Here is a 20,523-nt window from a genome sequence, read left to right on the forward strand (position 1 = left end):
AGGGACGTGGAAGCGATGAGGGAACGGGACGGGCGCGGGCCGCGCCGGGCGTCGGAGCGGGTCGTCGTATGGACGGCCGTGGGCGCGGCGGGGCTGCTCGTGGCCGGGGCGGTCGCCGGGACGGTCGTCGGCCTGGTGCGGGACGATCCGGACGGGACGCTCGCGGGGCACGCGGGCACGCCGTCGCCCGCGCCGACGGCGACGCGCTCGACCGCCCCCGCGTCGCCGTCGCCGTCGCGGACGGCGCCGGAGCCGAAGCCGGAGAGGACGCGGGAGCCCGTGCGGCGGGAATCGCGGGCGCCCGAGCGGGCGCGGACGTCCGCGCCCGCACGTCCGGCCCGGACGAGCGAGCCCCGGCGGTCCGCGCGGCCGGCCCCGGCGGGCGGGACGGTCGCGGCGCGGGTGGTGGCGCTCGTGAACGGCGCGCGCGCCGACGCGGGCTGCGGCCCGGTGCGGAGCAACGCGCTGCTGGTGCGGGCGGCGCAGGGGCATTCGGCGGACATGGCCGCGCGGGGCTTCTTCGACCACACGAGCCCGGACGGGGACGGCCCGGGCGACCGGATCACGTCGGCGGGGTACCGGTGGTCGACGTACGGGGAGAACATCGCGAAGGGGCAGTCGGGCCCGGAGAGCGTGATGCGGTCGTGGATGAACAGCCCCGGACACCGCGCGAATATCCTGAACTGCAAGTTCGACGAGATCGGCGTCGGGGTCGTCCAGTCGGGCGGGCCGTACTGGACGCAGGTCTTCGGCGCCCGCTGATCAGCGCGGGGTCGCGAACACCTGCGTCCACCAGGGTCCGCCGGGGCCCCGGGACACCGCGACGCCGATCTGCCGCAGGTCGCAGTCGACGATGTTGGCGCGGTGCCCGGGGCTGCCCATCCACGAGGCGACGACGCGGGCGGGCGTCGGCTGGCCCTGCGCGATGTTCTCGGCCCACGCGCTCCAGCGGTACCCGGCGGCGGTGATCCGGTCGCCGGGCCCGTCGCCGCGGGCGCCGCGGTGGTCGAGGGCCCGGCGGGCGGCCATGTCGGACGAGTGCGCGCGTGCGGCCTCGCGCAGGGCGGGCGCGACGGTCAGCGGGCGGCAGCCCGCGCGGGCGCGCTCGGCGTTGACCAGCCGGACGACCTGCTCCTCGACCGTCGGCGGCGCCTCGGACTCGGGCCGGTCGAGATGGTCCTTCGCGGGCGTCGTCTCGGGCGCCGTCGCGGGCGCGGGCGCACGGGACGGCGCGCGCTGCACGGGTGCGGGATCGAGCGTGCGGGGCGCCGGGGGCGGGGAGTCCCGCAGGCTCCAGACGGCCACGGCGACGGCGATCGCGAGCACCACGCCCGCGGCCGCCCACCCGCCCCGCGCCATCCCCCGCCCGCCCCCGTCCGCACCGCCCCTGCCGGACCCGCCGGTCCCGCTGCTCGCGGAGGCGGCGGTCGCCGCGGAGGCGAGGTCGAAGGCGTCCGGCGGCGGGGGGATCATGACGAGGCCGGCGAGGAGGGCCTCGGGCGGGAGGAGGTCGCGGCCCCGGTCGGTGCACGCGGGGCACGCGCGGACGTGCCGGGCGATGCGCTTGCGCCACAGCGGCGACGGGCGGCCGTCCCAGCGGTCGAGGACGAGCGCGTCGCAGCGGGGCGGCGCGAGCGCGCGGACGACGGCGCGGCACGTCGCGAGCTGGGCCTTCATGCGCTGCACCCGGACGGCGGCGTGCGCGGGGGTCACGCCGAGCCCGTCGGCGAGCTCGCGGCGGGCGAGGTGCCCGGACGCCTCGAGCCACCAGAGGGCGAGGACGTCGCGCTCGCCGGGGTCGAGCCAGCGGGTGGCGTCGGCGACCTCGCGGCGCTGCCCGGCGAGTTCGAGGCGCAGGACGGCCGTCTCCGCGAAGTCCGGGGCGGGTTCGGCGAGCCGCGCCAGGGCGTCCGGGTCGACGGGGGCGCGGCGGCGCAGCGCCGCCCACCGGCTGCGGACCTGGTTCATCGCGATGGAGACGAGCCAGGAGCGGAAGCTGGCGGGCTCGCGGAGGCCGTCGAGGCCGCCGAGCGCGCGCAGCAGCGACTCCTGCACGACGTCGTCCACGTCGGCGTGGCCGTCCAGGGCCCAGCCGACCACGTTGTAGAGGAGCGGCAGGTGTTCGGCGACCAGTTCGTTCCTGGCCGCGGGGTCGCCGCCCTGCGCCGCCCGCACGAGCGGGGCCACGTCCTTGGGCACGGGCTTCACCGTCCTTCCGAGAGCTCCTCAGGAGACGCCCCGGAACGCGGCGGATAACACGAAATGCCGGTGATCGAGGGATTGCGGGCCATCGCCGTAGCATGGCAAAGACGCCGCCCGGCGGCGATCCGGCCGGGCGGCTAGGCGGACGGCTCCCCGCCGAGGACGCCCGCGGACCACAGCAGCCGGACGTGCTCGATCAGCGGCGGGCCCAGCGCGAGCAGCGCGTCCGCGTCCTGCTCGGCGACCGGCGGGGTCACCATCGCGCTCGTCGCCGCGACGATCGTCCGGCAGGCGAACCGGACGGACTCGTCCTCGGCGCCCACCAGGTCGGCGAGCGCACCGGTGATGATCTCCTGGGTGCGGGCGCGGCGGTCGATCGCCTCGGGGCCGGCCGCGTAGACCTCGACGAGGAACAGCCGCGCGTAGGGCAGTTCGGCGGCGAGCGCCCGCAGGTAGGCGCCGATCGCGCGCTCGCACAGCGCGAGCCGGTCGGCGGGCGTCCCGCCGGCCGCGGCGCCCCGGGCGACGCCGACGTCGGCGGCGAGCCGTTCCAGCAGGATCTCGCCCGCGCCCGCGAAGGCGGCCATGAAGCAGTCGAGCTTGGAGTCGAACAGCTCGTAGAAGCTCTGCCGCGACACGGTCGCCCGCTGCAGCACGTCCGCGACGGACGTGTCGACGTACCCCTTCTCGGCCATCACCTCGGCCATCGCCCGGCACAGCCGGGCCCGCTGGATGCGCCGCACCTCCTCGCGCGCCAGGGCGTGGCGGCCGCGGGGCAGGCGGCGGGTCTGCGGTTCGGGCATCCGCCCACGATAGAACGTCCCGGCCCCGGAGAGAACGCCCCGGGCGGCTGGGGATCGGGGGCCGCCCGTCGGCCCCGTCCTGACGGGCCCCGCACGTCCGAGCCGTCCGGCCCGTCCGGCCGGTCAGCCCGCGGACGGGGGTTTCTCGCCGAACGCCCAGCCCGCGGCGAGCTGCTCCCTGATGGGCGGCCAGTCGCCCAGCGTCGCGTGCGCCTTCTTCGGCAGGCCGTCGACGTTCCCGGAGGCCATGACGACGAAGAAGCCGATGAAGGCCGCGAAGATCAGCAGGAACGGCACGACGGGCGGCGCGCCCGCGACGATCAGCGCGATGCCGAGGGCGAGCGTCCCGGCGGTGCCGAGGCAGCCGAAGCCCGTCACGTTCCGGCCGCGGGACCGGTGCGCGGCGGCGCAGGCGGCGCAGCGCGGCACCCGGGCGGTCAGCTTCCGCCACGTGGTCTGGATCTGGCGGGCCGGGTAGTAGCCGACGACCTGCTGCTGCACGTCGCCGTGCATCTGCTTCTCGTACGCCGCGTCGTCGTCGGCGGGGTTCTCCCGGCAGAACCAGCAGGTCGCGTAGAGCCGGTTCTCGCCGACGGTCTCGATGTTCGCGCGGATCCGGGACTTGACGGTCACCGTCGCGGCGACGGGCTCGGCGCGTTCGAGGATCTCCTCGGCCGTCGCCCAGTCCTTGGTCTTGTTGCCGTACAGCACCGTGCACTGCTGGACGCGCTCGGCGATCTCGTCCCGGACGCCCTCCAGCAGCGGGTGGTCCGGGGTCAGGATCTCGCCCAGCGCCTCCAGCGGGCCGCCGGAGTGGTCGAGGATGTGCACGGCCTCGTCGCAGGCGGTGTCCGGGGACGTCCTGGCGCGGTCGAGCGCGGACTCCGCGAGCGACCGGAGCCGGTTCATCTCGGGCGCGGCCGCCGCGCGGAACGCGGTGTCGACGGCCGCCTCGTCGAACCCGGAGGCGCGGATCACCCCGGTGAGCGCGGACCCGCCTGTCGCGTCGCCGCCCAGGGACGTCCGGACGGCGGCCTCGGCGGCGATCTTCAGCAGCACGGCGGGCAGCCGTTCGCGCAGCTCGTCGGCCGTGCCGGGGCCGAGGCGCGGGTCGTCGGCGGCGCGGGCGCGGGCGGCGACCAGGTCCCAGAACGCGTCGGTGCCGAGGACGGTCCGCCAGTGCCGCAGCGCCGCCGCCCACGGGTCCCGGCCGCCGGGGCCGTCGGCGGCGGTGTCGGCGGTGTCGGCGTCGAGGAAGCCGTCGAGGGCCTGGACATGCGTGAGGACGGCGAGGTTGTGCGCGGCGACGGCGGCGGCGCGGCCGGGCGCGGGGTCGGCCCACAGCCGCTCGGCGTCGTGGAGCCGCCCCTCCCGCAGGGCGTCGAGGGCCTCGTCGCGGGCGCCCTCGACGGCCGCGTTGTGCGCGGGCCAGAACCAGAACAGCTCGTCCTCGAGGCGGCGGACCGGGTCGCGGAGCCGCTGGAGCGCCTCCTGGACGGCGTCCGCGTCGGGCGGCGTGCGGAGCGGCAGCGGCCCGGCGCCGCCGCCCGCGCCCGTGCCGAGGCGGGCCTCGACCCGCAGCTCGTCCGCGCGGCGCCGGATGTCGCGGGCCGTCGCGTGGACGGAGAGGCCGGCGACCCGGAACGGGTTGCGCCGGTACAGGTCCGTTCCGGCGTGCGCGAAGAACGCCGCCGCGTTCCGGTCCCGCGTGCTCATCGTCCCTCCACGGCGGAAACGCGCAGGCTGACCGTGCGGTCGCGGGGGTCGCCGGGGGCCGCGTCGCCGCCGTGCGGCGGGTCCAGGCCGGCGAGGGTCGACAGCGTGAACCGGGCCGTGGGGATCCCCGCGGAGGAGCGGAGCGCCTCCCGGGCGACCGTGGCCCGCATCATCCCGATCTCGACGTTGCTCGCGTACTCCCCGCCGGGGCGGACGGCCGTGCGGTCGGTGTGGCCGATCACCGCGACCGCGAGCCGGGCGGCGTGCGGGCGCAGCCGTTCGCCGAGCGCGGCGAGCGCGGCCCGGCCGTCCGGGGTGAGCGCCGCGCCCGCGCCGAACAGGCCGCGGTCGAAGGTGACCGCGATCTCCCCGCCGCGGCGTTCCGCCCGCACCCCGGGGACGTCCAGGTCCAGCCCGGTGAGCGGGTCGGCGGGCGCCGGCGGCGCGGACGGCGGCGAGGCCGCGGGCGCCGGGGCGGCCGGGAGGGCCGCGGGCGCGTCGTCGTCCGCCCAGAGCGCGGCGAGCAGGACGAGCGCGAGCAGCGCCGCGACCGCGCCGCCCGCGCGGAGCAGGACGCGCGCGGCGAGCACCCGGCCGGGGCCGGTGGCGGACGAGCGCGCGCGCAGCTCGGCGATCCGGGCGCGGCCCCGGGCGGCGTCGGCGTCGCCCAGGGACAGCTCGGCGGCCTCGGCCCAGCAGCGGTCGGCGTCGTCCAGGCGGCCCTGCTGCGCGTGCATGCGGGCCCGCAGGTCGAGGACGTCCGCGCCGTGCTCGCCGTCGAGCAGCGCCGCGGCCTCCGCGTACCGTCCGGCGCGGGCGAGCAGGCGAGCCTGGGCGAGCGCCGCCTCCCGCGCCGCGAACGACGCGGACGCCGGCGCCTCCGGCGCGCCCGGTGCGCGCGCGGGGCCGCTCATCGGCCGCGCCGGACCGTGCTGAACGGGTCGGGCGGGGGCGGCGGCGACGGCAGCATCTCGCCGAGCGCCGCGTTGACCTGCCGCAGCGTGTCGACGTCGCCGGACGCGGCGGCGCGCCGCCCGGCGGCCACCAGCCGGCCGGCCTCCTCCCGGTCGCGCATCTCGGGCTGCAGGGTCTCCAGCTCCTCGAACGCGATGAACGCGAGGTCGCCGGACTCGTCCAGCACCCGCATGGCGAGCAGCCGCAGCTCGTCGATGCGCTGCCGCAGCAGGTCGGCGTCGTGCGCGGTGATCGCCTCCTGGACGGCCTCCTCGGCGGCGTCCAGCATCGGCTGGTCGCCGGGGCGGCCGCGCTCCCGGACGATCTCCCGCAGCACCGGGACGGCCTCGCGGGCCTCCCGGACGAGCTGCGGCCATTCGAGCTCGTCCTCGGCCTCGTCCACCGCGGCCCGCAGGTCGAGCAGCCGCCGCGCGCCGGCGGCGGCCGCGTCCGGGTCGACCTGCGCGGCGTCAACCTCGGCGTCGAGGTCGGGGACGATCCGCTCGGCGTCGATCCGGGCGAGCACCGCGGCGGCGCGCGCGTCGCCGAACTCGTCGACGCGGCGGCGCACCGCGGCCAGCCGCCGCTTCTCGGCCGCGGCGTCGCGGGCGAGGTCGTCGGCGGCCGGCACCGACTCGGTCTGCAGGTTCAGGACGTGCTCGAACTCCTCGTCCAGGATCGGGACGTACGCGCGCGCGACCACGAGCCTCGACTCGTCGATCGCGATGGTCATCTCGACGTCGCTGCCCTCGGGGACGTCCCGGGTGACCTGCTCCGCGTCGACCTCCAGCCGGCCGATGCGGCGGTTGCGGTCGGCGCGGTGGTGCTCGCCCTCCACCACCGGGATGCGGATCATGCCGTCGCCGCTGCCCCGGCTGACGGTGACCGTCGTGCTCAGCTTGGTGCGGCGGCGGGCCGGCAGCGGCGTGCCTTTCCGGAACAGCCACTCGACCTCGTTGTCGGCGAGGCCGATCCCGATGGAGTGGGTGAGCGGCGGCTGCGTCTCGACGATCCCGACCGTGTAGGTGAGCGTCCCGGGCGCGATCGGGCGGCGGTCGCCGGTCGCGTTCGTCAGCTCGATCTCGAAGGTGTTCGCGCGCCCCTTCTCCGCCCAGAGCGTCGCGGTGAACGTGCCGTCCGCCGCCAGCGGGATCAGCCCGCTGCGCCAGGGCGGCTTGGCGGCGGCGTTGACGAACTGGACGGCGCAGCCCGCGGTGTCCGCGCCGGTCACCCGGCCGCCGACGAACGGCTCGATGTCCGGGCCGACCGGGCGGTACTCCAGCTCGACGGCGTACTCGCCGCCGCTCACCGCCGGGGGCGGCGGCGCGTCGACGGTGTCGAGCCGCTGCCCGCCCGCGAAGATCGCGGCACCGCGCGCGACGACGGTGAGCGGGTCCTGGCTGTGGTCGAGGTCGATGCCGAGGCCCTCGCGGGGGTCGGCGAGCCGCTCCCGCAGGTACGGCATCAGCGTCGGGCCGCCCACCAGCAGGACCTTCTCGATGTCCCCGGGCCCGAGGCGGCTCTCCGCCAGCGCCTTGCGGCTCAGGTTGACCGAGCGGACGATCAGCGGCTCCATCAGCCGCTCCACCTCGGCGCGCGTCAGGTCGTAGATGAAGTCCTGCGGGTCGCCGGACGCGTCGGCGATCTCCACCGTGATCGCCGCCTCGTCGGCCCGGGACAGCTCGATCTTGGCGGCCTCGGCGGCCCACTTCAGCTTGGCCATGTTCCGGCGCTGCGCGGGGTTGCCGCGGCGCAGGTCGTCCACCCGGAACTCCTCGGCGACCGCCGGGACCAGCACCTCCTCGACGATCGCCCAGTCCAGCAGCTTGCCGCCGAGGTAGTTGTCGCCGCAGTGGTTGACGACCGTGAACTCGCCGTCGCGCACGCTGACCACGGCGGCGTCGAAGGTGCCGCCGCCGATGTCGTAGACCAGCCAGAACGCGTTGTCGGTGTCGGTCTGGAACCCGTACGCGGACGCGGCCGCCGTGGGCTCCTGCAGCAGCGGCGCGTACGGCAGCCCGGCCAGCTCGGCGGCGCGCCGGGTGGCGTCGCACGCGCTGAGCTCGAACGCGGCGGGGACGGTGATGACCGCCGCGCCGATCTCCTCGCCGTGGTGCTGGACGACGTCGTGCCGCAGCGACCGCAGCACCTCGGCCGACATCTCCTCGGGCGTCATCGTGCGCCCGGCGGCGGGGAACTCCTTCGGCCGTCCGGTGGTGCCCATCCGCAGCTTGAACTCGACGCAGGTGTTGTCCGGGTCGTCCTCGCTGCGCTGCTTGGCCCGCATCCCGACCTGGAGCCGGCCGCGCCGGTCGAGCATCACCGCCGACGGGGTCGTGTCGGAGCTGACGTTGTTCTTGATGATCTCCGCGCCGACGCCGCTCAGCATCGCGATCGCGCTGTTGGTGGTGCCGAGGTCGATACCGAAGTCGATCGTGGTCCTGGTCATCGTCCGCGCGTCTCCTCCATCGCTCCGGCCGCCGGTCCCCCGGCGTCCGGTTCCTCGGTCCGTTGCGGGGTGCCCACGATGACCTCCGCCATCTGGATCGAACGGTCGTCGAGGTAGACGCCCGGCCGCACGGTCTCGATGATCTGCTCCCGGTGCAGGCCCGGGGTGGGCTGGTAGGCGGCCACGGAGATCGCGAGCCCGTGGTCGAACGGCTCACCCGCGTGGTCCTTGATCTCGACGCCCGCGTCGGCGAAGGCGTCCCAGGCGGACTCCAGGTGCCGGACGAGCGCGCGGGGCGGGTCGTCCATCCGCTCGATGCGCGCGCGCAGCCGCCACAGGCTCGTCGCCACGTCCGCCAGCGACCGTCCGCCGAGCCCGGCGGGTTCGGCGGGCTCGGGCGCGGGGGCGGCGGCGGGCGGGACGGGTACGTCGGTCACGGTGTCGGCGGCCGGAGCGGGCGGGGGCGGCTTCGCGGCGGCGGCCTCGAGGCGTGCCAGCTCGGTGAGCGCGGCGAGCGCGTCGGCGGGCCACGCGGGCGCCGCGATCCGGAACTCCCGGGGGTACCGCCATTGCCGGAGCGCGCCCCGGGCCCCCGCGACGAAGCGTCCCATCCGGTGCGTTCCTCCCGATCACGGCTGATCCGGAGTGCGATTTTGGTCGCCGCGAAGAGGGCTGTCTAGGTCGAATTACCGTGTTCTCCGGCCGTTCTCGGACCCTGGCCGGATTCGGCCAGGAAAAACCCGATTGCAGAACCGTATTCGGGTCCCATATTCCCCGTAAGTCCCGTACGTCAGCTCAACGGGCCGCGCCCGTTATCCCGAGATTCTCAATGATCGCTCAGCGGGCGACGTAGCCGCCGTCCACCGGGAGGGCGGCGCCCGTGACGAACGACGACTCGTCGGACGCGAGGAACAGCGCGGCGGCCGCGAGTTCGGACGCCAGCCCCCAGCGGTTCATCGGCTGCAGCGGCATTTTCGCGTCCGGCGGCGGCGCCGGGCGCGCCGCGGAGGCACCCGCGAGATCGGTCCACGTCATGCCCGGACATATGGCGTTAACCCGGACGCCTTCTTCCGCGTAGTCCAGCGCGGCGCTCTTCGTCATTTGGACGACCCCGCCTTTGGCCGCCGCATAGACGGAGTGATTCTTCCAGCCCACCAGCCCGGCCGCGGAGGCCGTGTTCACCACCGAGCCGCCGCCCGCCCGCAGCATCGCGGCGATGCCGTACTTCATGCCGAGGAACACGCCCTTGAGGTTCACCGCCACGACGTCGTCGAAGGTGCTCTCGTCCTGCTCGGCGATCGGCTTGCGCGGGCCGCCGAACCCCGCGTTGTTGCACAGCACGTCCAGCCGTCCGAACCGCTCCTCGGCGGCCTCGACCATCGCCCGGACGTCGTCCGCCCGCGCCACGTCGCAGTGCACGCCGACGGCCGCGGCGCCGATCTCGGCCGCGACGTCGTCCTGCCGTCCGCTGCGGTCGGCGCACACGACCCGCGCGCCGTGCGCGGCGAACAGGGTCGCCATGGACCTTCCGATTCCCGCGCCCGCCCCGGTGATGATCGCGACCTTCCCGGCGAGCCGCTCGTTTCCGGACTCCATGGCGTCCTCCCCTTCGTCCCTACGTTTCCGTGATCGTGGTGGTGGTCCGGTGTCGCGCCCTGCCCGCGAGCTCCGGGTCGTACTTGGCGATGAGCTGCCGGACGCGCGCCTCGGCGAGCGGCCCCAGCCCGTCGTAGACGCCCGCGAAGATCCGCCGCGCCCGGCGCCCCGGCCAGCCGGCCGGCAGCAGGTCCGCGGGCAGCTCGGGGTCGACGCTCAGCAGCTCGCGCCAGCTCTCCTTGACCTCCGTCCGGGCCACCAGCGCCTCCGCCGCCCCCACCCGGCCGTGCTCGACCCGCTCCAGCAGCGGCGCGAACTCCGCGATGTACTCCGCGTAGCGGGCGCCGATCGCGTCGACGTCCCAGGCGGACAGCGGGTCGCCGCCGCCCGCCGCGTACGTCACCTCCGCGCGCAGCACCGTCGCGTTCGCCACCCCGACGCTCTCGAACAGCTCGACGGTCTGGTCGCGGTCGGCCCGCGGCGACACCCACACGTTGTCGTAGAGCGGGGCGTAGCCGAGGTAGCGCAACCGCGTCCGGGCGACGTGCCGCACGTCGCGCCGCTCCTCGGGCACGGAGAACATGACCGTCGTCCACGCCCCGTCCCACGGCCGCTCCTCGGCGCGGAACCGCACGACCCGCTCCTGCACCCGGCCGAGCGAGCGCGCCGCGGTCGCCGTCAGCCGGTAGTACGTCCGGCGCCCCTTTTTGGCCGCCTCCAGGACGTTCCGCCGGGCGAGGCGTGCGATCGCGGCGCGCGCGCTCGGCGCCGTGTTGTCGAACTCGGTGAGCAGCTCGACCATCGCCGCGGACGGCAGGTACGCCGCGCGGTCGGGCCAGTAGTCCATGAAGAGCCCGAGGACGAGGTGCTGCGGGTTCGACCCGACCTGGACGCGCGGCAGGTCGACGGCGGCCTCGGCCCCGGTCTCCAGGACCGCCTCGACGGCGGTCTCCATGTGGGCTTCCATCACGCGGGAAGGCTATCCGCGCGGGCCCGGCGCACCGGTGCGTCCATCAGGTGTTGCGCCCGCCGTTCACGCCGATGATCTGGCCCGTGATGTACCCCGCCTCCTCGGACACCAGGAACGCGCACGCGGCGGCGATGTCCTCCGGGGTGCCGGGCCGCCGGACGGGCGTGCGCGCCGCGTGGTCGTCGACGGTGCCGCCGAACATCCCGCGCCGCTCCGACTCCCGCAGCATCGGCGTGTCGATGAACCCGGGCGGGATCGTGTTGACGGTGATCCCCTTCGGGCCGAACTCCAGCGCGAGCGACTTGGTGAGCCCGATCAGCCCCGCCTTCGACGACACGTAGTGGGCCATGTACTCCTGCCCGCCCTGCGCGCTGGACGAGGAGATGTTCACGATCCGGCCCCAGCCGGCGTCGAGCATGTCGGGCAGGACGGCCTGCGTGCAGTGGAACGGGCCGTCGAGGTTCACCGCCATGACGCGGCGCCACTTCTCCTCCGTGATCGACATGAACTCGCGGAAGCCGGTGATCCCGGCGTTGTTCACGAGGACGAGCACCGGGCCGAGCTCCGCGCGGACGCGCGCGATCGCCGCGTCCACGCGGGCCCGGTCGGAGACGTCGGCGCCGCCGACCGCGAGCGCCGCGCCGCCGCGCTCCCGCACCTCCGCGGCGACCCGCTCCGCGTTCGCCGCGTCGATGTCGAGGATCGCGACCGCGAGACCGTCCCGCGCGAGCCGGTGCACGATCGCCCGCCCCATGCCGGACCCCCCACCGGTGACAACGGCCACCCGCGCCCCGCCCGGGCCGGTGCCCCCGCCGTCCGTGTGCGGTGCGTTCATGCCGCGGCCTCCTCTCCGGCGCCGGCTCCCGCGGTACCGCTGCTCCCGACGTCCGTGTTCGGTGCGTTCACGCCACCGCCTCCTCGCGCCCGTGCAGGCCCGTGATCTCCAGGCCGGTCGTCGGGCCGAGCGGGGTCGCGGTGATCGACATGCGACTCCCCCGGTCAGACGGCCGGTTCGGCGGTCGTGTCGAAGAACGCGGCGCCCGAGTCCGGGATGCGCGGCTGCATGAACACGTTGACCGCGTACGAGACGAGGATCATCGAGTAGAGGAGCTGCAGCAGGCGCGCGTCGTCGTCCGCGAGGTCGGTGAGGTCGCGGGTGTTGAGGTAGTCGATGGCCTCCTCGACGCGGGGGGCGATCGCGTCGTAGAACTCCTCGAGCTCGTCGTACTTCTTCGACAGGCGCATGTCGTAGCGCTCCTGCCGGGTGGGGCGGGCCCAGTCGGCGACCCACCGTTCCAGGTCGGCGAACCGCTCGGGCAGGGTGCGGGCGCCGGACGTCGCGGTCGTCATCGGCCCTCCTTCGCGTCGTGGGCGGCGACGGTGTCGCGGACGGTCTTGTGGAACTTGCGGATGAGCAGTTCCTGGTCGCTGAGGTGGAACTGCCGGTTGGCGCGGGTCGACAGCCCCTGCTGCGTGGCCTCGATGGTGTTCACGTCCTGCATGGCGAACTCGATCGTGCTGTCGACGACGAGTTCCTGCGCCAGCCGTTCCTGGGCGTTCTTCGGCGGGACGAAGTAGAGGTCGATGTCGTAGGTGTGCCGGTCGACGGCCTCGGGCCAGTACGTGTAGGTGATGTAGAAGCCGCGGGCCCAGATCTGCACCGACAGGTTGGGGAACAGCCAGAACTGGTCGTTGCCCCACGACTTGATGTTCCCCGCGTTGAGGAACCCGGGGAGCGGGCCGAGGTCGGGCACGTCGTCGGGGCCGAACAGGCCGGCCCGGAACAGGCGGTAGACCCACTTCTGGTCGCGAGCCGCGGGCCCGGCCGTCCCGGGTTCGCGCGGCGGGAGCGGCGGCGGGCCGGGCACGGACGTCAGCATGTGCGGCGTGAACAGGTCGTAGTGGTAGGAGTCCGGCGGCGGGACCATCTTCTCCGCCTTGGCGACGTCCTTGTCGATGAACCGCGCGTGGACGTACGGCGGGTGGTACCACTCGCAGACGGAGTCGACGGCGAGCTTCCAGTTGCCGCGGATCGGCGCCGAGAACCCGTAGTGCTGCGTCATTTCGCCGAACGGGTACGCCTCCAGTTCGAGGAGGCGGTCGCCGAGGTAGGCGCGCAGCGGGACGGGGTCGGGCGCGAGGTTCACGAAGATGAACCCGGCGAACTCCTCGCAGTGGACCGGCGGCATCCGCAGCGCGTCCTTGTCGAGGCCGAAGAACTCCTCCTCGTTCGTGACGTGCGTGACGCGGCCGTCCAGCCCGTACCGCCAGCCGTGGTACTTGCAGGCGAACTCGCGGCAGGAGCCCTTCGACTCCTCCTGCGGGTGCTCCTGCCAGACGACCTTGTTGCCGCGGTGGGCGCACACGTTGTGGAAGGCGTTGACGACGCCGTCCTTGCGGCGCGCGACGACGATCGACGCCAGGCCGTTCAGCTCGCGGGTGAAGAACGTGCCGGGGCGCGGGAGCCGCTCGGACCGGCCGACGTACAGCCACGACCGCCGGAAGACGGCCTCCCGCTCGGCCTCGAAGAACTCCGGCGAGATCGAGTCCTCGTAGTCGACCGGGCCGGTGTCGAGGTCCTCGTACAGCGGCGTGAACTTGCCCTTCCCCGTGGCCAGGCGCTGTTGCAGCTCCGTCATGACCCGTCTCCTTGCCTTGGCATGGCGCCGATACTAATCAGATTTTTGCTTTGAGAACATACTTCTGTCTCCTTTTGTGTGCCGCGGGGGCCGCGACGGGGGTCCGCCGTCACGTCCACGGCTCGTCGTCCCACGCGCGGTCAAGGGGCGCCATGCCGCCGCCGAACGGGAAGAACTCCTGCTGGGCGTACGTCTCGCGCGCGAGCCCGTGGCCCAGTTCGTCCAGGTAGGCGCGCTTGAGGTTCTGGGTGAACAGCTGCCGCGTGTACCGCAGGACGAGCGGCGGCCGCTTGACGAGCTCGCGGGCGAGCTCCCACGCCCGGTCGAGCACCCGGTCCTTCGGCAGGACCTCGTTGACCGCGCCCCACTCCAGCGCCTCCCGCGCGGACAGCTTCTTGCCGGTCAGCAGCAGGTAGCGCGCCCGGTTCGGGCCGACGACGTGGTTCCAGATGACGTGCTGCCCGTCGCCCGGCACCTGGCCGCGCGGGAAGTGCGAGACGTCCTGGAAGTAGGCGTCCTCCGAGGCCAGGACGATGTCGCCCATCAGCGGCACCTCGGAGTGGATGTTGCACGGGCCGTTGACGACGCTGATCATCGGCACGTCGACGTCGAGGACGTTCCACTGCAGGTTGCGGTTGTACCAGGCCTTCTCGTCCAGCTTGTGCAGTCCCCTGATCCCGGGCATCGCGTCGTAGATCGGCGGGTCGGGCAGCTCGCCGTTCGGCAGCAGCCCCCAGTCGGCGTTGTAGTTCTCGCCGGTCCCGGTGTGGATGAGCAGCTTGATCTCCCGGTCGCCGGCGACGTCGGCGAACGCGTCCGCCATGTCGTCGTGCGACTTCCAGTCCCACACGAGGCTGCCGCCGTTCGTGTGGCACTGCATGAGCAGGATGCCGTCGTCGCTCAGCTCGAACCGGTAGTTCGGGTAGCTGTCCTTGTACTCCGCGTACCGCGCGCGCTTCACCATCGCGCCGCCCTCTCTGTTGTGCGACAGACTTCTGATGTACGGTGCCAAATATGCATCCTTTTCGCTTCGCCGTCCAGGCGACGAAGGCGACCTCGGGGGCGGAGTGGCGCGACCTCGCCCGCGCGGCCGAGGACCTCGGGTACGCGACGCTGTTCGTGTCCGACCACTACCTGGGGCCGGGGCGGGCGGCCCGCGAGTCGCGGCTCCCGCCGCAGCACCTCGCGCCGATCGCCGCGATGGCGACCGCCGCCGCCGTGACCTCGACGCTGCGCGTCGGCTGCCGCGTGTTCTGCGCCGACTACCACGTCCCGGCCGTCCTCGCGAAGGAGGCCGCGACCCTCGACCTGCTGTCGGACGGACGCCTCGAGTTCGGCATCGGCGCCGGCTGGAGCCCCCTGGAGTACGCGGCGATGGGCCTGGAGTTCGCGCCGCCCGGACGCCGCGTCGACAAGCTCGAAGAGGTCGTCGCGCTCGTCAAGGCGCACTGGAGCGGCGAGCAGCTCGACCTGCGCGGCGCGCACGCCACCGCGACCAAGTACGCGGGGCTGCCCGTCCCGGTGCAGCGTCCCCGGCCGCCGATCATGATCGGCGGCGCGCGGCGGCGCGTCCTGTCCCTGGCGGCCCGCGAGGCCGACATCGTCAGCATCAACAACGTGCCGTTCGACGCCGTCAACGAGGCCGGACGGACGCCGCCGCAGGAGGCCGCGCACCGGTTCGGCCTCGTCCGGGAGGCGGCGGGCGCGCGGCTCGCGGACCTCGAGATCGAGGCGTCGCCGTTCTTCACCGCGATCACCGACGACCCGGACGCGGCCGTCAAGCGGGTCGCCGGCCTCATGGGGGTGCCGCCGGACGGCCTCCCCGAGCACCCGAACGTCCTGGTCGGCTCGCTCGACGAGGTCGCCGACCGGCTCACCGAGCGCCGCGCTGCGTTCGGCGCGAACTACATCAGCGTCCAGCAGCGGGAGATGGAGCGGTTCGCGCCCGTCGTCGCCCGCCTCGCGGGGACATAGGAGAGGGAGACATGGGCGAACAGAGTGCGGTCGAGCAGGTCGGGATCGAGCAGTTCGGGATCGAGCAGGTCGGGGTCGAGCGGAAACGGCTTTTCATCGGCGGGGAGTGGGCCGACCCGAGCACGGACGGCGCCATCGACGTCGTCTCCCCGCACACCGGGGAGGTCATCGCGTCCGTGGCGGGCGCCGCCCCGGCGGACGCCGACCGCGCCGTCGCGGCCGCCCGCGCCGCGTTCGACGACGGCCCGTGGCCGCGGCTCGACCCGGCCGAGCGCGCCGCGGCCGTCCGCCGCCTCGCCGCGCTGTACAAGGGGCGGCGCGGGGACATGGCGCGGCTCATCACGGCGGAGATGGGCGCGCCGATCACGTTCTCGAAGTTCTCGCAGGCCACGCTGCCGATGGTGCTGCTGAAAGCGTTCGCCGACATCGCCGGGACGGTCGCGTGGGAGCGGGCCCGGCCCGGGATGTTCGGCGCGGACGTGCTCGTCCGCAAGGAGCCGGTCGGCGTCGTCGCGGGGATCGTCCCGTGGAACATGCCGCAGTTCCTGCTGGTCGGGAAGCTCGCACCGGCCCTCGTCGCCGGGTGCACGATCGTCGTCAAGCCGTCCCCGGAGACCCCGCTGGACGCGCTGCTGCTCGCCGAGCTCGTCGCGGAGGCCGGCCTGCCGCCGGGCGTCGTGAGCATCCTGCCCGCCGGGCCGGACGTCGGGCGGCACCTGGTGGCGCACCACGGCGTCGACAAGGTGTCGTTCACCGGGTCCACCGCCGCCGGACGGGACGTCGCGCGGGCGTGCGGCGCCGCGCTGAAGCGCGCGAGCCTCGAACTCGGCGGGAAGTCCGCCGCGATCGTCCTGGACGACGCCGACCCCGCCGCCGTCGCCGCGGGGATCAAGGTCGCCGGGCTGATGAACAGCGGGCAGGCGTGCGTCGCGCAGACCCGCGTGCTCGTCCCCCGCGGCCGGTACGCCGAGCACGTCGACGCCCTCGCGGACATGGTCGCGTCCCTCCGCGTCGGCGACCCGTCCGACCCGGCCACCGAGATCGGGCCGCTCGTCGCGCGCCGCCAGCAGGAACGCGTCCTCGGGTACATCGCGGCGGGCCGGAGCGAGGGCGCGCGGGTCGTCGTCGGCGGCGACGGCATGCCGGACGGGCTCGACCGCGGCTGGTACGTCCGCCCGACGCTGTTCGCCGACGTCGACAACGCCATGCGGATCGCGCGCGAGGAGATCTTCGGGCCCGTCCTGTCCGTCATCGCCCACGACGGCGACGACGACGCCGTCGCGATCGCGAACGACTCCGAGTACGGGCTGTCCGGCTCGGTCTGGACGGCCGACGCCGACCGGGGCCTGCGCGTCGCGCGGGGCGTCCGCACCGGATCGTTCGGGGTCAACCAGCCGTACAGCATGGACCCCGCGGCGCCGTTCGGCGGCATGAAGGCCAGCGGCGTCGGGCGCGAGCTCGGCCCCGAGGGCCTCGACGGCTACCTGGAGTCCAAGGCGATCTCCCTCGCGGCGGAGGGCTGAGGTGCCCGGCCCGCTGACCGGCGTGCGGGTCGTCGAGGCGGCCACGCTCGCCGCCGGCCCCACGGTCGCCACCGCCCTCGGCGAGTTCGGCGCCGAGGTCGTCAAGATCGAGCAGCCGCGCACCGGCGACCCGATGCGCACCTGGGGCGAGCGCCGCGACGGCATCGGCCTCCTCTGGAAAAGCATCGGCCGGAACAAGAAGTGCGCGACCCTCGACCTGCGGAGACCCGAAGGCCAGGAGCTCCTGCACCGGCTCCTCGCCGTCGCGGACGTTCTCGTCGTCGGCAACCGGCCGAGCGCCCTGGCCCGCTGGGGCGTCGACTACGAGTCCGTGCACGCCGCGCACCCGCACATCGTGTACGCGCACATCAGCGGCTACGGGCGCGGCGGCCCCAAGAGCGACCGTCCGGGCTACGGCACGCTCGCCGAGGCGATGAGCGGGTTCGCGCACCTCACCGGGCAGGCCGACGGCCCCCCGACGCTCCCGCCGTTCATGCTCGCCGACGGCGTCGCGGGCCTCGCCGCCACGTACGCGGTGATGATGGCGCTGTACCACCGGGACGTCCACGACGCCCCCGGCCAGCTCGTCGACGTCAGCCTGATCGAGCCCCTGACCCGGCTCCTGGAGACCTCGACCCTCGCCTACGACCAGCTCGGCGTCGTCAAGCGGCGCGCCGGCAACCGGCTCGACGCGAGCGCCCCCCGCAACGCGTACCGGACGTCCGACGGCGCATGGCTCGCGATCTCCAGCGCGTCGCCGAGCATCGCGGTGCGCGTGTTCCGCGCCATCGACCGTCCCGACCTCGCCGAGCACCCGGACTACGTCGACCCCGTCCGCCGCCAGGAACGCGCCGCCGAAGTGGACGGGCTCGTCGCCGCGTGGGTCGCGGACCGCACCCTCGACGAGGCCATGGCGGTGTTCGAGAAGGCCGAGGTCACCGCCGCGCCCGTCTACGACGCGCCCCGCCTGCTCGCCGACGAGCACCTGCGGGCCCGCGGGACGTTCCTCCCCGTCGACGACCCCGACCTCGGCCGCGTCACCGTGCAGGCCCCGGTCGTCCGGTTGAGCGACACGCCGGGACGCGTCGAGCACCTCGGCCGTCCGCTCGGCGCCGACAACCGCCACGTGTACGGAGAGCTGCTCGGCCTCGCCCCCGGCGAGATCGACGCCCTCGAATCGGAAGGGATCATCTGATGCGGCCGAGACGCTCCGAGCTCGCGACGCCCGCGAACGACGCGCACATGTGCGCGAAGGCCGCCGCGTCCGGCGCCGACCTCGTCTTCCTCGACCTGGAGGACGCGTGCGCCCCCGCCGCGAAGGAGGCCGCGCGGGCGACCGCCGTCGCGGCCCTCACCGGCCTCGACTGGGGACGCACCGCCCGCGCCGTCCGCGTGAACGGCCTCGACACCCGCTGGTGCCACGACGACGTCATCGAGATCGTCACCGGCGCCCGCGACGCCCTCGACGTCCTGATCGTCCCGAAGGCCCGCACGGCCCGGGACGTCTGGTGGGTGGACGTCCTGCTCACCCAGCTGGAGGAGAAGCTCGGGCTGTCGAAGCGCATCGGGCTCGAAGTCCTCATCGAGGAGGCCGAGGGCCTCGCGAACGCGACCGAGATCGCCCGCGCCTCGTCCCGCCTGGAGGCCGTCATCTTCGGCGCGGGCGACCTCTCCGCGTCCCTGCACGCCCGCGTCGACGGCAACTTCGACCCGCTCGGCGACTACCCGGGCGACTTCTGGCACCACGCGCGCGTCCAGGTCCTGACCGCGGCCCGCACCGCCGGGATCGACGCGATCGACGCCCCGTACCCGGCGTACCGCGACCCGGACGGCTACCGCCGCGCCGCCGGGCACGCCGCGCTCCTCGGCTTCGACGGCAAGTGGGCCATCCACCCGTGCCAGGTGCCCATCGCCAACGACGTCTTCTCCCCCACCCCCGAGGAGATCGCGGAGGCGCGGGAGGCGATCGAGATCTACGAGAGCGCGTCCGGCTCCGGCACGGGCGCCATCGGCCGCGACGGCCGTCTCGTCGACGCCGCCCACATGCGCCTCGCCGCCAACACCCTCCGCAAGGCGGCCCTCGCGGGCCCGCATCCGCCCGAATGACCGCTCAGGCGTGCGAGAACTCCAGCCGGACGGGCGCCTTGGAGTCCTTCGCCGCGAGCACGATGACGGTGCCCTCGCCGCGCGTCCAGGTGTCGGAGATGAGGAAGTAGTGCCCGCCCGTGTGATCGAGCAGGCGAAGCCCCGTGTACTTGAAGCGATAGGCGCTCTTGTCGTCCGGCAAGGGAGACTCGGTCACCCCGGGGGCGCCGAGGTGCAGCCGCTGCGGACTGTAGACGGTCACCTTGGTGAGGTCGCGGGGGTTCACCCTGTCCGCGAGGTCGTTGCCGAGCACGATCGCGTAATGGGACGTCCCCCAGAACAGGGCGAACGCGACGCCGAGCGCCACGAACCCGCGGAGCAGCGCGTCCCGGGCGGGCGGCGTCCCCTCCACGTGCGCCCGGTAGTAGGCCAGCAGGACGCCCGCGCCGATGCTGAACGGGAACGCGACGTAGGTGAACGCCTTCAGGGCCGGGACGAACCCCAGCCCGAAGACGATTGCGGGAAGCACGATCCACGCCAGTCCGAGCAGGCGCAGGACGACGGCGGTGAGGCGCCCGGGGTTCTCCAGCGCGCGGGTCAGCCACCCGTCGAGGGCGATCCACACGAACCCGCCGAGCGCGATGACCAGCAGGAGCACCAGGACCTGCCCGACGCTCCGGAGCACGTAGTCCCTGGTCGACATCCCGAGGATGCTCTCGTTGATCCCCAGGCGCTTCGCCATCACGTCGCTGCGCTGCCAGCCGAAGTAGACCAGCATGGCCGTGATGACGGTCGCGTTGGCCAGGATGGCCGTGACCCACCGCAACACCCCGGACTGGGGCGCCTCCCCCGCGGGTTCGTCGGGGGTCGTCATCCAGTGACCTCCGTGGAGGGGACCTCCGTCGGAAGCTCGGTCGGGTCGGTGGGCACCTGGGTCGGCGGCGGCTCGGGCGGCGACGGCTCCGGCGAGGGGATCTCCACGTCCGGTGACGTCACACCGGGACTGCGATCCGCCGGGCAATCCCCGAACGCCGACACCGGCCGCCGCTCGATGAGGCCCGCGGCCGCCCGGTAGAGGAAGCACATGAACTGGGGTTCCAGCGGTTTGCTCAACCCCGCGAACGCCCTCTTGGCGTCCCCGCCCCTGCGCTCGCACAGCGCGATCCCGACCCGGAGCAACCGCATCGTCTCCGGGTCGGGCGGCGACGCGGCATTCGGCGCCGCCGCGAGCTCCACCCGCGCCTGCCCGCAATTCCCCGTCTGCAGGGCCTCGTACACCTTGCCCGGCGCCGCGTTCACGCCGGTGTTTCCCACGGGCAATTCGAGAGGCCCGTAATCGGTGTCCTCCCCGCCGCCGCCACCGCCGCCCGGATTGCCGCCGCCGCCTTTCTCGGACGCCTTCGCGCCCGGTTCCTCCGGGTTTCCGCCGCTGATCACGCCACTGCCACACCCGCAGGCCAGCGCGAGAAAGATCGTCGGAGCCACAAGTCGTCCACGGGCAAGATCCATTTTTCTCCCCCGTTCCACATTCAGGGGAAGTATGACCTCATTAATCGCGCGGCGGTATCGAATTTCCCCATCCCCCGCGACCGGTTACGGACGCGGTGCCGCC

Annotated in this window: 19 protein-coding genes; 5 read left to right on the plus strand and 14 right to left on the minus strand. The window is 74.3% G+C overall.

Annotation, left to right across the window (positions count from 1 at the left end; genetic code table 11):
- The first annotated feature begins 15 nt into the window (after positions 1-15).
- Positions 16-762 (plus strand): CAP domain-containing protein, encoded by a 747-nt coding sequence (locus AB0L25_RS01035; RefSeq protein WP_500167614.1) that lies wholly within the window; start codon positions 16-18, stop codon positions 760-762.
- Here the strand turns inward: AB0L25_RS01035 and AB0L25_RS01040 are convergent, their stop codons facing one another.
- The 12 genes from AB0L25_RS01040 to AB0L25_RS01095 all read right to left on the minus strand — a co-directional run bounded on the left by AB0L25_RS01040 (position 763) and on the right by AB0L25_RS01095 (position 14,293).
- Complete coding sequence (locus AB0L25_RS01040; RefSeq protein WP_500167295.1) at positions 763-2,199, minus strand: sigma-70 family RNA polymerase sigma factor; 1,437 nt, start codon at positions 2,197-2,199, stop codon at positions 763-765. It lies immediately after the preceding gene.
- A gap of 140 nt (positions 2,200-2,339) precedes the next feature.
- Positions 2,340-3,005: a TetR/AcrR family transcriptional regulator gene (locus AB0L25_RS01045; RefSeq protein ID WP_500167297.1), complete on the minus strand. Its 666-nt coding sequence runs from the start codon at positions 3,003-3,005 to the stop codon at positions 2,340-2,342.
- A gap of 123 nt (positions 3,006-3,128) precedes the next feature.
- Positions 3,129-4,721: a hypothetical protein gene (locus AB0L25_RS01050; RefSeq protein ID WP_500167299.1), complete on the minus strand. Its 1,593-nt coding sequence runs from the start codon at positions 4,719-4,721 to the stop codon at positions 3,129-3,131.
- Positions 4,718-5,635 carry a hypothetical protein gene (locus AB0L25_RS01055; protein ID WP_500167301.1) on the minus strand — a complete coding sequence of 306 codons (918 nt, stop codon included), beginning with the start codon at positions 5,633-5,635 and terminating at the stop codon, positions 4,718-4,720. The genes AB0L25_RS01050 and AB0L25_RS01055 overlap by 4 nt, the downstream gene beginning before the upstream one ends.
- Entirely contained in the window at positions 5,632-8,124 is a 2,493-nt protein-coding gene (locus tag AB0L25_RS01060) for an Hsp70 family protein (protein WP_500167303.1), read from the minus strand. Before AB0L25_RS01060 ends, AB0L25_RS01055 begins: the two co-directional genes overlap by 4 nt.
- On the minus strand, positions 8,121-8,735 hold the full coding sequence (locus tag AB0L25_RS01065; protein ID WP_500167305.1) for a hypothetical protein: 615 nt from the start codon (positions 8,733-8,735) through the stop codon (positions 8,121-8,123). Before AB0L25_RS01065 ends, AB0L25_RS01060 begins: the two co-directional genes overlap by 4 nt.
- A 226-nt stretch (positions 8,736-8,961) precedes the next feature.
- Positions 8,962-9,720, minus strand: a complete 759-nt coding sequence (locus AB0L25_RS01070; RefSeq protein ID WP_500167307.1) for an SDR family NAD(P)-dependent oxidoreductase — start codon at positions 9,718-9,720, stop codon at positions 8,962-8,964.
- Positions 9,721-9,739: 19 nt separating this feature from the next.
- A complete protein-coding gene (locus AB0L25_RS01075; RefSeq protein WP_500167616.1) occupies positions 9,740-10,687 on the minus strand; it encodes a PaaX family transcriptional regulator in 948 nt (315 codons plus the stop codon).
- A gap of 46 nt (positions 10,688-10,733) precedes the next feature.
- On the minus strand, positions 10,734-11,525 hold the full coding sequence (locus tag AB0L25_RS01080) for an SDR family NAD(P)-dependent oxidoreductase (RefSeq protein ID WP_500167309.1): 792 nt from the start codon (positions 11,523-11,525) through the stop codon (positions 10,734-10,736).
- 164 nt (positions 11,526-11,689) lie between these two features.
- The gene (locus tag AB0L25_RS01085) at positions 11,690-12,040 is read right to left on the minus strand and encodes a hypothetical protein (RefSeq protein WP_500167311.1); all 351 of its coding nucleotides are present in this window, start codon (positions 12,038-12,040) and stop codon (positions 11,690-11,692) included.
- Positions 12,037-13,329, minus strand: coding sequence for an aromatic ring-hydroxylating oxygenase subunit alpha (locus AB0L25_RS01090; protein ID WP_500167313.1), 1,293 nt, complete (start codon positions 13,327-13,329; stop codon positions 12,037-12,039). The genes AB0L25_RS01085 and AB0L25_RS01090 overlap by 4 nt, the downstream gene beginning before the upstream one ends.
- Positions 13,330-13,438: 109 nt before the next feature.
- The gene (locus AB0L25_RS01095) at positions 13,439-14,293 is read right to left on the minus strand and encodes an enoyl-CoA hydratase/isomerase family protein (protein ID WP_500167315.1); all 855 of its coding nucleotides are present in this window, start codon (positions 14,291-14,293) and stop codon (positions 13,439-13,441) included.
- A 50-nt stretch (positions 14,294-14,343) separates the two neighbouring features.
- On the opposite strand from AB0L25_RS01095, the gene AB0L25_RS01100 reads away from it, so the two are divergent.
- Genes AB0L25_RS01100 through AB0L25_RS01115 form a run of 4 tightly spaced genes read left to right on the plus strand, consistent with a single transcriptional unit; the run spans position 14,344 to position 18,932 of the window.
- Positions 14,344-15,303 carry a TIGR03621 family F420-dependent LLM class oxidoreductase gene (locus AB0L25_RS01100; RefSeq protein ID WP_500167317.1) on the plus strand — a complete coding sequence of 320 codons (960 nt, stop codon included), beginning with the start codon at positions 14,344-14,346 and terminating at the stop codon, positions 15,301-15,303.
- A gap of 11 nt (positions 15,304-15,314) precedes the next feature.
- Entirely contained in the window at positions 15,315-16,826 is a 1,512-nt protein-coding gene (locus AB0L25_RS01105; RefSeq protein ID WP_500167319.1) for an aldehyde dehydrogenase, read from the plus strand.
- A gap of 1 nt (position 16,827) precedes the next feature.
- Positions 16,828-18,021: a CaiB/BaiF CoA transferase family protein gene (locus AB0L25_RS01110; RefSeq protein ID WP_500167321.1), complete on the plus strand. Its 1,194-nt coding sequence runs from the start codon at positions 16,828-16,830 to the stop codon at positions 18,019-18,021.
- The gene (locus AB0L25_RS01115) at positions 18,021-18,932 is read left to right on the plus strand and encodes an HpcH/HpaI aldolase/citrate lyase family protein (RefSeq protein ID WP_500167323.1); all 912 of its coding nucleotides are present in this window, start codon (positions 18,021-18,023) and stop codon (positions 18,930-18,932) included. The genes AB0L25_RS01110 and AB0L25_RS01115 overlap by 1 nt, the downstream gene beginning before the upstream one ends.
- Positions 18,933-18,936: 4 nt before the next feature.
- Here the strand turns inward: AB0L25_RS01115 and AB0L25_RS01120 are convergent, their stop codons facing one another.
- Both AB0L25_RS01120 and AB0L25_RS01125 read right to left on the minus strand, forming a co-directional pair.
- Positions 18,937-19,785: a hypothetical protein gene (locus AB0L25_RS01120; RefSeq protein WP_500167325.1), complete on the minus strand. Its 849-nt coding sequence runs from the start codon at positions 19,783-19,785 to the stop codon at positions 18,937-18,939.
- Positions 19,782-20,396 carry a hypothetical protein gene (locus AB0L25_RS01125; protein WP_500167327.1) on the minus strand — a complete coding sequence of 205 codons (615 nt, stop codon included), beginning with the start codon at positions 20,394-20,396 and terminating at the stop codon, positions 19,782-19,784. The genes AB0L25_RS01120 and AB0L25_RS01125 overlap by 4 nt, the downstream gene beginning before the upstream one ends.
- Positions 20,397-20,523 lie beyond the last annotated feature (127 nt).

Source organism: Spirillospora sp. NPDC052242 (assembly GCF_040679555.1).
Taxonomy (GTDB): domain Bacteria; phylum Actinomycetota; class Actinomycetes; order Streptosporangiales; family Streptosporangiaceae; genus Spirillospora.

Excerpts from the sequence above, each read along its gene's own strand:
- AB0L25_RS01080 (WP_500167309.1), bottom strand. The coding sequence starts at position 11,525 with ATGAACGCACCGCACACGGACGGCGGGGGCACCGGCCCGGGCGGGGCG.
- AB0L25_RS01085 (WP_500167311.1), bottom strand. The coding sequence starts at position 12,040 with ATGACGACCGCGACGTCCGGCGCCCGCACCCTGCCCGAGCGGTTCGCC.
- AB0L25_RS01060 (WP_500167303.1), bottom strand. The coding sequence starts at position 8,124 with ATGACCAGGACCACGATCGACTTCGGTATCGACCTCGGCACCACCAAC.
- AB0L25_RS01105 (WP_500167319.1), top strand. The coding sequence starts at position 15,315 with ATGGGCGAACAGAGTGCGGTCGAGCAGGTCGGGATCGAGCAGTTCGGG.
- AB0L25_RS01065 (WP_500167305.1), bottom strand. The coding sequence starts at position 8,735 with ATGGGACGCTTCGTCGCGGGGGCCCGGGGCGCGCTCCGGCAATGGCGG.
- AB0L25_RS01095 (WP_500167315.1), bottom strand. The coding sequence starts at position 14,293 with ATGGTGAAGCGCGCGCGGTACGCGGAGTACAAGGACAGCTACCCGAAC.
- AB0L25_RS01090 (WP_500167313.1), bottom strand. The coding sequence starts at position 13,329 with ATGACGGAGCTGCAACAGCGCCTGGCCACGGGGAAGGGCAAGTTCACG.
- AB0L25_RS01120 (WP_500167325.1), bottom strand. The coding sequence starts at position 19,785 with ATGACGACCCCCGACGAACCCGCGGGGGAGGCGCCCCAGTCCGGGGTG.
- AB0L25_RS01115 (WP_500167323.1), top strand. The coding sequence starts at position 18,021 with ATGCGGCCGAGACGCTCCGAGCTCGCGACGCCCGCGAACGACGCGCAC.
- AB0L25_RS01035 (WP_500167614.1), top strand. The coding sequence starts at position 16 with ATGAGGGAACGGGACGGGCGCGGGCCGCGCCGGGCGTCGGAGCGGGTC.
- AB0L25_RS01055 (WP_500167301.1), bottom strand. The coding sequence starts at position 5,635 with ATGAGCGGCCCCGCGCGCGCACCGGGCGCGCCGGAGGCGCCGGCGTCC.
- AB0L25_RS01070 (WP_500167307.1), bottom strand. The coding sequence starts at position 9,720 with ATGGAGTCCGGAAACGAGCGGCTCGCCGGGAAGGTCGCGATCATCACC.
- AB0L25_RS01050 (WP_500167299.1), bottom strand. The coding sequence starts at position 4,721 with ATGAGCACGCGGGACCGGAACGCGGCGGCGTTCTTCGCGCACGCCGGA.
- AB0L25_RS01045 (WP_500167297.1), bottom strand. The coding sequence starts at position 3,005 with ATGCCCGAACCGCAGACCCGCCGCCTGCCCCGCGGCCGCCACGCCCTG.
- AB0L25_RS01075 (WP_500167616.1), bottom strand. The coding sequence starts at position 10,687 with ATGGAAGCCCACATGGAGACCGCCGTCGAGGCGGTCCTGGAGACCGGG.
- AB0L25_RS01100 (WP_500167317.1), top strand. The coding sequence starts at position 14,344 with ATGCATCCTTTTCGCTTCGCCGTCCAGGCGACGAAGGCGACCTCGGGG.